The sequence below is a fragment of the Dictyobacter formicarum genome, assembly GCF_016587435.1.
The window spans coordinates 144,629-154,775 of record NZ_BNJJ01000021.1; the positions used below are offsets into that span (position 1 = coordinate 144,629).

A 10,147-nucleotide genomic window follows, 5' to 3' on the forward strand; every position below is an offset into this window, starting at 1 on the left:
TTCGACATGCCGTTCGCTTATCATCCATCGAAACAGCATGAGCAGCGATCAGAATCTGGAACAGGATCGCGCCCCAGGTGGGACGCGATACCAACACTTACTGAGATATGACGAGTTGTGCCACCATATCTGGATGGATCGAACAGTAGTACAGCAGGCGATGCGTGTCGGAATTGAAATTATAAGCATCCTGAGTAACTGTATACGTGAACGACTCTCCTGACGCGATTTGCTTCTTGGAGTCAAAGATCTGGCTGGCCGATTTCGGCTGCGCAATATCCTGACCCTGAACCGCGACAATCGTGTGCGCAAGCTTCGATTTATTGACCCAGGTAATCTTTGTGCCGACCTTTATTTTAACATTGATCGGCGTAAAGCATGCCGACTGGCTCTGGCAAGTGACGCCATTGGTACCAGGATCAACAATATTCAGCGTTATATTAGATTGATTGGTCATATCCTGGGCCTGGCCAAACTGACCTTCCTTGCCGTAGGTTACCGCGGCATTATAGAGGGTCGTGTTATTGGCCTGCAGATAGTCTGGCAAACCATCAAAGCCACTCTTCCCATGATTTTTTGGATCAGCAGAACGAATAAGAGCCATCAAATAATCGACATCATTGCTTAACAGCGCACCACCATAGGTATCGGCCTTTGGAATAGCATTGGGGTTGGCAGGCTGATTAACGGCCTTTGGATTATACACGCCGGCACTGATAATGCGGCGTAACTCATCATCAGTCACTTTTGTAAAGTAACTCATGTCATAGCCGTCATACGTCGGGTTCTGCACCTTATTATTCACAATGGCAAAGCAGTTGTTGGTACAGACCTGAGCATACGTCTGCATACCACGCTGAATAGCCAGATTCTGCTGATCCGTGGTCGCCTGCACCTGATTTCCACCCTCGACAATCCAAAAGACGGGAATCATCAGAGCGACGAGGCCCAGCATAATTATCGAGCCAAAGCCCGTCTTCTCCACCGCATTTGTCTTTGAGTAGAATATATACAGCAAGCCACCGACGACTACCAGCAGAATGATGATACCCACTGCAGCTTGTACTAAATTTCCCATAATACACACCTTTTGATATGCATCCTATCGGTCCCTCGCCCATGAGGGCGTTAACCTCAAGGTGTTCTCACCGCGATATATTGTTTGCAGAAGCAGACTGCCTCTTCCGATATGCGAACAGCGACCAGCAGAGACAGTTGCTCATGAGGTATTGGCTTACGAATGCATATTTGACGCGAGTCAGAATACCATGCACCGCCCTATGCAGAACACTCCACAGATGGGGCAGCAACCAGTCTCGTTGTGGCATCCGGGTGTGCAACGGTTGAGTTGATAACACCTGTATTTACCACGACATCTTCACCCTGGATTGACATCTGGAAGCGGTCAAGGCTACGAGGAGCCGGGCCATCCAGGAACTCACCGGTGACGTTGTAGTGCGAACCATGACAGGGGCATTTGAAGCTCCCGCAGTTGTCACGAAACGGCACGGTACAACCAAGATGCACGCATTTCTGATATAACGCGATCCAATAGGAACCATCTTTATCTTTCACCACATTCTCGGAGGAGAGCTGACTCGTTAAGTCCTCGCCCTGCAACAAGAATTTCGTTGATGGATCAAGATGAATAATATATGTACGAGCAACAGGGCGATGGTAGACACCCTGAATTTCTAGCTTAAACTCGGCGGGCGCCGACATTTTGAACTCGCTCACCTTACCCACCGTCAGGACAGAGCCGAAGCCACCCGACAGGCTCGGATACATATAGAATAAAGCTCCGGCAACCGCGGAGGTGGCAGAAACACCCCAGACAGCCAGCATTGACCGGCGAAGGAAACGTCGGCGTGAGATACGCTGCTTTGCAATCTCCGCAGCTTCTGCACCACCACCGTGCAGCACCTCATACTGCTGCGGTGAAATGGGCGGTGTATCAATACTCATAGTTAGTAATCCTCTTTCCTCAGCCTATAGATCAAAGTAAACATGCTGCCACGGCCACACCCAGAGCCAGCCGGGTCCACGGAAGAAGCTACCAGCTAACGTAATCACCGCCCAGAAAACAACAAACATAGTAAATGTTACAATTGCAACCTTACGATCAGCATAAGCGCGGCTGGGATTACGATCCACATAAGGTAGAATAGCCAGGGCAGCCAGCGTAAAGCCCGGCACCAGCACACCAGCCGTGGTCGGCGGGAAATAGTGCAGCAGTTCCTGTAAGCCCAGGAAGTACCATGGGGCCTTAGCCGGGTTTGGCGTTGAGTTCGGAGTTGCCGGTTCCCGCAAAGGAGCGTCGATAACCAATGAGAGCAGCGTAACCATTACCATCAAAGCGGTAGCCGCAAAGAACTCACGCACGAGCAGATGCGGCCACACGAAGACCGAATCCTCGAGTGGCTTCTCTACACGCGTAATCGCCTCCTGTTTGACAACTGCCAGAGTACGATAGCGCCGCTGCGTTGCCGCCGTCGACGCCTGTACCTTTGGTTCTTTCTGTTCAATTGACATAGAGGTATCCTCTCATGACGCCGTAGGTCATCCTACGGCGTGGCTCGTTATCCACGTGCGCCAGACAAGGCCTGGTCGCGCTCGGCACGGGCTTCCAACTCTCGACGTGAAGGAGGAGGAGGACCAGCCTCACCACCATCTTTACGAATACGCCAGAAGTGGACAGCCATCAGAATAGCGCCTGCCAATGGCAACAGAATTACGTGACCAACATAGAAACGGATCAACGTAGCCTGACCAACGGCACCGCCACCAACCAGAACTTTATATACAGGGTTGCCCAGCAACGGTGTATATGGAGCCAGGTTTGTACCGACCGTGATAGCCCAGATAGCGATCTGGTCCCATGGTAACAGGTAACCGGTAAAACTTAAGAACAGAGTGACAAAGAATAGCAGCACGCCAACCACCCAGTTGAACTCTCGGGGTGGCTTATATGCACCATGATAAAAGACACGAATCATGTGCAGCGTCACCGATACAACCATCAAGTGGGCTGCCCAACGGTGCATATTGCGCACAAGGTGACCAAAAGAAACAGCGCTACTTAACTGATTGATATTCTGATAGGCAACGTTCGTATCAGGCACATAATAAAACATAAGGAAAACGCCGGTAATAGTTAGCAGCAAGAATAAGAAAAATGAGATGCCGCCCATACACCAGGTGTAAGTAATCTTCATTGCCTGCCGGCTAACTTTAACCGGATGAAGATGCAGAAATACGTTACTCATCATTACCAGAGACTGGTTCAATGGAGTATCTGGATAGCCGTGACGGAAGATGGAACGCCATACCTGGCTCTCGACGATCTTCTGCGTGGCTGCGTCGAGCAAGCTTTTATTAGTAGAGCTCACTGTGCCTCCTCAAAAGAATCAAGCCTGAAAAAGGGAGCAGAGCTTGATCAGGTTGGAAAGATATCATCGCAAAAGTTCTTCTTGTAATGTGTCGCTGATTATAGCATACGTGTTCCGACACTGGTACCCCCTCTAGCCGACATTGCCTGCCAGCATCCCGATCATACTGAGCTTTTCTCTACCCCCAGCATGATTCAGAAATCAGGAGCAGACGGAATGTTAGCTGTTTAAAATTAGAACTTTTGCCCTCTTTACCATAGATTATAATGGATTGTCTAGAGGAGATGGAAGAGAAACGGATTATTGTCCCAAAACGTCTCAATCCTTCCATTAGACATTTAAACCTAAGATACAGCGCCATTCAGGTTGAGGCATCAGGTACATACCTGATTTTTTTATGAGGTATACCTGATTTCATAATGATAATAAGCAGGTTGAGGTGGTTTGACGTCGAGGGGAATAACCGATACAATTACATTAGAGAGAAGCAACTGACACCTTCAAAATTTGTGAATATAAAGAAATTTTCAAGAGATTTTCGCGATGCCTGACGCTCAAATACATGAGACTAATGCGCCCAAAAGTCACAAAATACTCGGGGCGCTGAATGAATTGCCCGTTTTCTACCGTGTGCTACTCGCAAATAGCGCGATTATCTTTGTGGGAGCAACCGGCGGTACCTGGCTGGCCACCAGGCTCAATACTTTTTCTTATGTGCCACTGATTATCTTTGTGGCCGTTGGCTGGCTGGTCAGCATTGCACTCAACTTTGTCTTGCTGCAATTCGCCTTCCGTCCACTGTTAGACCTCGGCAAAGTTATGAACCGGGTACAGGCAGGCGAACGCACGCTGCGTGCTCCCCTGACCGGAACAGATCCACAGGCCGATCAATTGGCGCGTACCTTTAATATGATGCTTGAAGCCATCGGTGAAGCGAACCGCCTGCGGGCGGCGCAGATCATTAATGCGCAAGAAGAGGAACGTAAACGCGTGGCACGCGAGCTCCACGACGAAACCTCGCAGGTGCTGACCTCTCTGTTGATCAGCCTGGCCGTCCTGGAGGAATCCATCACGTCACCAGAGGCGCGCGAGCGCATTGCAGAGACACGCCAACTGGCCCATCAGACGCTGCGCGCCATTCGTAGCCTGAGCATCGATCTCCGCCCCAGCGCACTGGACGACCTCGGGCTGATGCCCGCGCTACGCTGGTATATCAAAGAGTATCAGCAGAAGACAGATATCGATGTCGATTTTCAGACGACCGGCATGAAGGATCGCCTGACATCTGAAACCGAAACAGTATTGTATCGCATCGTACAGGAAGCACTGACCAACGTGGCACGTCATGCCCATGCCCAGAAAGTAAGCGTCATTCTAAGGGAAAAAGATAACGCCATTGACGTCACGATCGCCGATAATGGCGAAGGCTTTGATGTCGAAAAGCTGAAAAGGAAACCGGCCATCGGACAAGAGCGCGGCTGGGGATTGGTCGGGATGTTCGAGCGGGCGCAATTGTTAGATGGTTCACTGGATATCAACTCGCACCTCGGGCAGGGTACCATTATTCGCGCCCATATACCCATCCAACTGGCGCCCTCCGACGTCGCCGTCACGACCTGAACAGTTGGATAGACAACATTGACTGTTGAAGCACTATTCCATAAGAAACGCTATTAGGAACATAACTGATGAAGATACGGATACTCTTAGCAGATGATCATACTATTTTACGCGCAGGCTTAAAAATGATGCTCAATGCTCAGCCCGACATGGAGGTCGTTGGCGAGGCACAGGATGGTCGTCAGGCAATCCAGGAGGCACAAAGACTTCAGCCTGATGTCATTCTGATGGACATTACGATGCCCGATATCAATGGGATTGAAGCGACCAAGCAGATCAGGCGCTTGCTGCCCGATATCAGGATTCTGGTGCTGACGATGCATGAGCACGATGAATATGTCTTCCAGGCCCTGCGCGCCGGTGCGGCTGGCTATATGTTGAAAGAGGCGGCCGACACCGAGCTGATTACAGCCATTCACGTGATTAAAAGTGGGCAATTTTATCTCTCCCCCACCGCCCAATCGGTCGTAGTCGGCGATTATCTGCAACGGGTACGCACAGGTGAAGAGCGCGACAGCTATAGCAGCCTGACTGAGCGCGAGCGCGAGATCCTGAAACTGGTTGCTGAAGGTCATACCAACAATCAGATTGCCGAGCGCCTGATCATCAGTCCCAAGACGGTAGATACGCATCGCACCCATATCATGGATAAACTAAACCTTCACAGTCGCGCCGAACTGGTCAAATACGCCATGCGCCGTGGTCTGCTAGAAGACTAACTAAAAAATTGTATGGAGTGTTGCATGAGGTGCGCTGTGCGCACCTCATGCAACACTCCATACAATTTTTTGAGTGCGAAGGCACGAACCGTCATAGGTGCTGACGAGGATGTCGGGGACATCATCTCCTTGCCTCAGCTTGATTCCAAAGGCACGAAGAGCATGACCTTCAAGCACTCTTAGAGAGAGGAGTCATCATCGTCGTCAAAGTCGAGAGACTCATTATTTTCTTCGGCAAAGTATTCGTCGCTATAAAAGCCGACATCTTTACCAACATAGACACTCACCAGAAAATCATCGCGCGGCATATCGGCTGAAAGCACCAGGTCTTCGTCGATTTGCTCAATCAGCTTCGTTAGATCAGACTCTTCCAGCTCGCGCTCTAAAATAAGGGTACCATGCACTGCGGTCGTGGTAAAGTGTATGTCAACGGTTCCCAGGCGATTATTGCTCTGCAGGTTATTGCCCTGCATAATGTAATAGCCTTCTGAGTGTGGCGTGCGAAAATGCCGCTCGAAATGAATATCGTCCATGTGTTATCATATGGCGTAGTAGCGATGCTGCTACGCGCTCCTTTCTCCAAATGTGATGCGCTTAAAAGAACCTGTGCCAGTAAGGGCATATGGACCCCGGGCAGCTACGCTCAGGCGTAGTAGAACTTTATTACACAGGTATATCTCTGGCAGAGTCATACACATACATACATAGTAGCCCTGCTCCAATATACCTGTAACAGCCATACAGGATGGTCAGCCTCCACGAATCGGGCCGAGTGTCATTATACCATACAAGCAGGCCCAAACGTCTTGCAACGTCTCTAGCGGCTTCAGGAGCCAGCGCAAAAAGCCAGACGAAGAGTATAGCGCGATGGTATACGTTATCTCTTCCGTCCGGCCAGAAAAGGCAGGGTATTTTTTCGTTGGACTTAGCGCAGATGCAGGCTTGAGCGCGCCGGTGCAAACACGAGGTTCTCTTCATCCTGCGCTACGTTCTTAGGTGCGATCTGCGTCCAGGTATAGAGCTGGTTATTGTGGGTGCCAGCATAGATGGTCCCCACATAACTGGCCCCCGACAACTGGAAGTCGCCGCTGATCTGCTGCCAGCTGGTGTCGGCAAATGTGGTGGCGCTGCCAGCCTTCGCATCGGTCATCTCCATTTTTGTTGCCTGCTGCTGCAGATACTTCGTCAGATCAGTGGAACCGGCATTGGACCTGGCAATCGTTATCTGAGCGGTATCGCTGCTATCAGCTAACTTCAGCGTCGTACCACTGGTGCTGCTACTCCAACCCACGGGATACTCCAGAGAGAATCCGATAGTGTTGTTGGTAACCGACTGTAACGGCGTGATATCCGCCGCCCCCCCGAAGGGATGCGCCAGTGCAATCCAGCCTCCCAGCGCCAGGGCACAGATCAGGACAACGGCCACAATAGCCACGAGGGGTGTGCGCTTTGTAGCTTTTCCCGCTAGTGCTGGCCACGCCGACGCCAATCGGGGTAGCGGCGTCTCACGATACTGCTGAACGGGAGTTGCTGCAGGGGCAGCCACCGGAGCGGGCTGCTGCCGGCCTTCAGGGACAGGAGGATAGGAGATCGGGTTGGGCGCCGAGTTGTCCCTGGATCGATCTGGAGAACCGGAACGTGATGGCATCTGATCTCTGGCAATCTCTGACTTCTGCCATTGGGCGGTTGGCATCTGGTCGATATGCTCATCTACAGCCGGACCTTGAGATGGAGTAACATTGGTCTGCTTCTGAAGATTAGCCTCTGGGTGAGGGGGCGCAGTAACAGAGCTCAATTGAGTGGTTGGTAGATGGGTAAGCGTAGTTTCGGTTGGATCTTCTTCCTCAAAGTCAGAACGAGATAATGACTGCGTCGGCAGGTCTTCAATCTCTTCTTGCTGTGACTGCGCTGCCGCTGGTTGACTGACTGGAGGCTCAGAGGTTGGCACGGCCACATCAGTCATAGTTGGCGCATCCTCAACGTCGTCCCAGACCTTTGTGCGCAGATCGCGGGTGGGCGGAGGAGTAGAGGGCAGGACAGGAAAAACAACTTGTGGCGTAGCCTGGGGATCGCCAGGCGTGTCGCGCCCTGTCATAATATGCGTCATCGGCTCGGGCCAGGTAAAATTGGCAGATTGCTGATCAGCCATGCTCTTACGCCCCAGACGTCCACCCTGTCCCAGCCTACGCGCATTAGCATTCCCGGCAGCAACATCGCCATTATCAGCGGGCGTGGCTGGAACGGGATTTGGAGGCTCATACCCCTGAATGCCCAGCCAGGGCGTCACATTTGAATTATCAGCCTTTTTAGATCGGGTAGATTGGGCGAATGGTTGCCGGGCCACCTGCTCTGACAATGAAGAAGTTGGGTCTAGCGCATCATTGATCTTGTCAAGTGCATCCTCGTTGGCTGCCATATGCGCATGAGGACTTAATAAATGATCAGGAATCAGGGTACCGCAATTATTGCAAAACCGCGCGTCCTCTCGCGGTAATTCTGTCCCACAATGAGTACATACTGTCGCCACGGAGCATCTCCTAATAACTAGCTCTTAACGTACCTTACGTTAGCTGAAAAGCAGCAAACAGTCAAGTAACAACCTCAAAGATAGCACATATATACAATAATACATATATTCGGATAGTTTTGGTTTTGGTTTTCCTTACGTGTCTTCGACCCCTGACGATTCGCGCCTGTGGCGCTCAAAAAGTTGCATGGGGTGTTGCATGAAGTGCTCTTTGCGTACTTCATGCAACACCCCATGCAAAAAGAGTGGGGGCGAGCCATCTCATCGCAATGGGATGGCCATGAAACACACCCTGTGTGGTATTTATTTGAGGGTCAGGAGGGCTTCGCGCTCGGCAGTGGTCGCAAAAGGCTGCTGGCTCTTGACAATCTCGATCAGTTTTTTGCGTCCCTTTGGACTACCAATCATCAGCACGCCTACCAGTTTGTTCTCCTGGAAAAAGAGGCGGCGATAATTTTCATTGCCTTTGTCACCCGGCTCACGCAGGGCGATGGTTTCCATCTCAGGATTATTTGATTCGGCGCTACCAACCACAGCGATGTTGACATCAAACAGTGGGCTGGTATAGGTCGGAACGTCCACATAGGCTTGCTTGCCGCCAGCCATATTGACGGCCGCCACCTGTCCATGGGCTTTGGCGTTGTCCCAGGTACCCATGGTATGGTGGCGCTTAATAGTAGAGTCATAGAAATTGGCCACGTCGCCGGCTGCATACACGCCCGGCACGTTGGTCTCCAGATATTCATTGACGACCACGCCACCATTAACCTCGATAGGTGAGCCCTCCAGAATCTGGGTGTTCAATGTGATACCCAGACCCACACCAATCATGTCGGCCTGAATCTCACGGCCCTTTTTAGTTTTGACATAGCTGGGAACACCATTGGATGGGACGACGGAGTCGATTTCGTCGCCGTGAATCACCTCTACCCCAAATTTTTTGGCAATGTTATCCACGACTTCGCCGCCATCGGTATCCAGCGAGTTACGTAACCAGTAGGGGCCACGCATCAGCCAGGTGGTATCCAGTTTGCGCATCGCGAAACCGTCGCACAGCTCATAAGCAATAAAGCTACCGCCATAGGCCAGCGCTGTACGCGACTCCAACATACGCTCAATAATAGTTTTGGTATCGTCAAGCGTAACAAAGTTGTAAATGTGTTTGGTATCGCGCGCACCAGGAGCAGTGAGAGGATTGGCCCAGCCACCGCTGGCAATTAATAAAGCGTCATAGGGAAATTCACGCCCATCCTCTGTACTGACCACACGCTCCTCGGTATTGACGCCCGCCACCAGAACTTCCGTAATCAATTGGATGTTGCGCTGCTCATGCCAGGCAAAGTCGCGGATCATGACTTTCTGTTCCGCAAGCACGCCCTGTAAGAAACGTGGCAGCGACACACGGTTATATAGAGGATAACGTTCATTAGTTAGCAGATGAATGCTACAGTTAGGGTCGTTTTTACGCAGAGTTTCTGCGGCTGTCGTGCCAGCAACGCCATTGCCAATAATCACATATCTTTTTTCGTGAGTTGCCAAAAGGTATCTCCTTTATACGAAATATCGTTGGCCAGGGGCTTACCTCCCCGGACACTCTTGCTGAATGGGTACTTTTTCTATGCCAGGTTAGCAAAATATTAGCATACTCGACCCATAAATACCATGGTCGAGTATGCTATAGGATGCTTGAAGTTCTATCCAAAAATCCCTATCTTTAAGCGTTCGCTTGAGGTGTAAGGACCCCTCATTTTATTCCGTCGATGATATTAGAAATTTTATACAGGCAGGTAACCGACAATAAGCCATACGTTGAGGGCGGTTACCAGAAGCGCGATCAGGATATGGGCAATGGTCAGGTAGCGCGGATTGGTAAATTCACCAGCAGATCACGG

At 51.0% G+C, this 10,147-nt stretch carries 9 protein-coding genes; 2 read left to right on the forward strand and 7 right to left on the reverse strand.

The features are described 5' to 3' along the window. Positions 1 to 97 precede the first annotated feature (97 nt). The 4 genes from JMI88_RS30020 to extP all read right to left on the reverse strand — a co-directional run bounded on the left by JMI88_RS30020 (position 98) and on the right by extP (position 3,389). The gene (locus JMI88_RS30020; RefSeq protein WP_201365727.1) at positions 98 to 1,078 is read right to left on the reverse strand and encodes a cupredoxin domain-containing protein; all 981 of its coding nucleotides are present in this window, start codon (positions 1,076 to 1,078) and stop codon (positions 98 to 100) included. 200 nt (positions 1,079 to 1,278) lie between these two features. Beyond that, positions 1,279 to 1,965 carry a Rieske (2Fe-2S) protein gene (locus JMI88_RS30025; protein WP_201365736.1) on the reverse strand — a complete coding sequence of 229 codons (687 nt, stop codon included), beginning with the start codon at positions 1,963 to 1,965 and terminating at the stop codon, positions 1,279 to 1,281. 24 nt (positions 1,966 to 1,989) lie between these two features. Continuing rightward, entirely contained in the window at positions 1,990 to 2,532 is a 543-nt protein-coding gene (locus tag JMI88_RS30030) for a cytochrome b family protein (protein WP_201365738.1), read from the reverse strand. Between the two features lie 47 nt (positions 2,533 to 2,579). Then, positions 2,580 to 3,389: a selenite/tellurite reduction operon b-type cytochrome ExtP gene (gene extP, locus JMI88_RS30035; RefSeq protein WP_201365740.1), complete on the reverse strand. Its 810-nt coding sequence runs from the start codon at positions 3,387 to 3,389 to the stop codon at positions 2,580 to 2,582. Between the two features lie 543 nt (positions 3,390 to 3,932). Here extP and JMI88_RS30040 point away from each other — a divergent pair. Both JMI88_RS30040 and JMI88_RS30045 read left to right on the forward strand, forming a co-directional pair. Beyond that, on the forward strand, positions 3,933 to 5,009 hold the full coding sequence (locus tag JMI88_RS30040) for a sensor histidine kinase (protein ID WP_201365742.1): 1,077 nt from the start codon (positions 3,933 to 3,935) through the stop codon (positions 5,007 to 5,009). Positions 5,010 to 5,077: 68 nt separating this feature from the next. After that, positions 5,078 to 5,728 (forward strand): response regulator, encoded by a 651-nt coding sequence (locus JMI88_RS30045; RefSeq protein WP_126597536.1) that lies wholly within the window; start codon positions 5,078 to 5,080, stop codon positions 5,726 to 5,728. A 179-nt stretch (positions 5,729 to 5,907) separates the two neighbouring features. On the opposite strand, the gene JMI88_RS30050 is transcribed toward JMI88_RS30045, so the two are convergent. From JMI88_RS30050 to JMI88_RS30060, 3 genes are all read right to left on the reverse strand, one after another. Further along, a complete protein-coding gene (locus JMI88_RS30050) occupies positions 5,908 to 6,261 on the reverse strand; it encodes a hypothetical protein (protein WP_201365744.1) in 354 nt (117 codons plus the stop codon). 392 nt (positions 6,262 to 6,653) lie between these two features. Continuing rightward, positions 6,654 to 8,255: a zinc ribbon domain-containing protein gene (locus JMI88_RS30055; RefSeq protein WP_201365746.1), complete on the reverse strand. Its 1,602-nt coding sequence runs from the start codon at positions 8,253 to 8,255 to the stop codon at positions 6,654 to 6,656. A gap of 303 nt (positions 8,256 to 8,558) precedes the next feature. Further along, complete coding sequence (locus JMI88_RS30060) at positions 8,559 to 9,794, reverse strand: NAD(P)/FAD-dependent oxidoreductase (RefSeq protein WP_201365748.1); 1,236 nt, start codon at positions 9,792 to 9,794, stop codon at positions 8,559 to 8,561. Positions 9,795 to 10,147 lie beyond the last annotated feature (353 nt).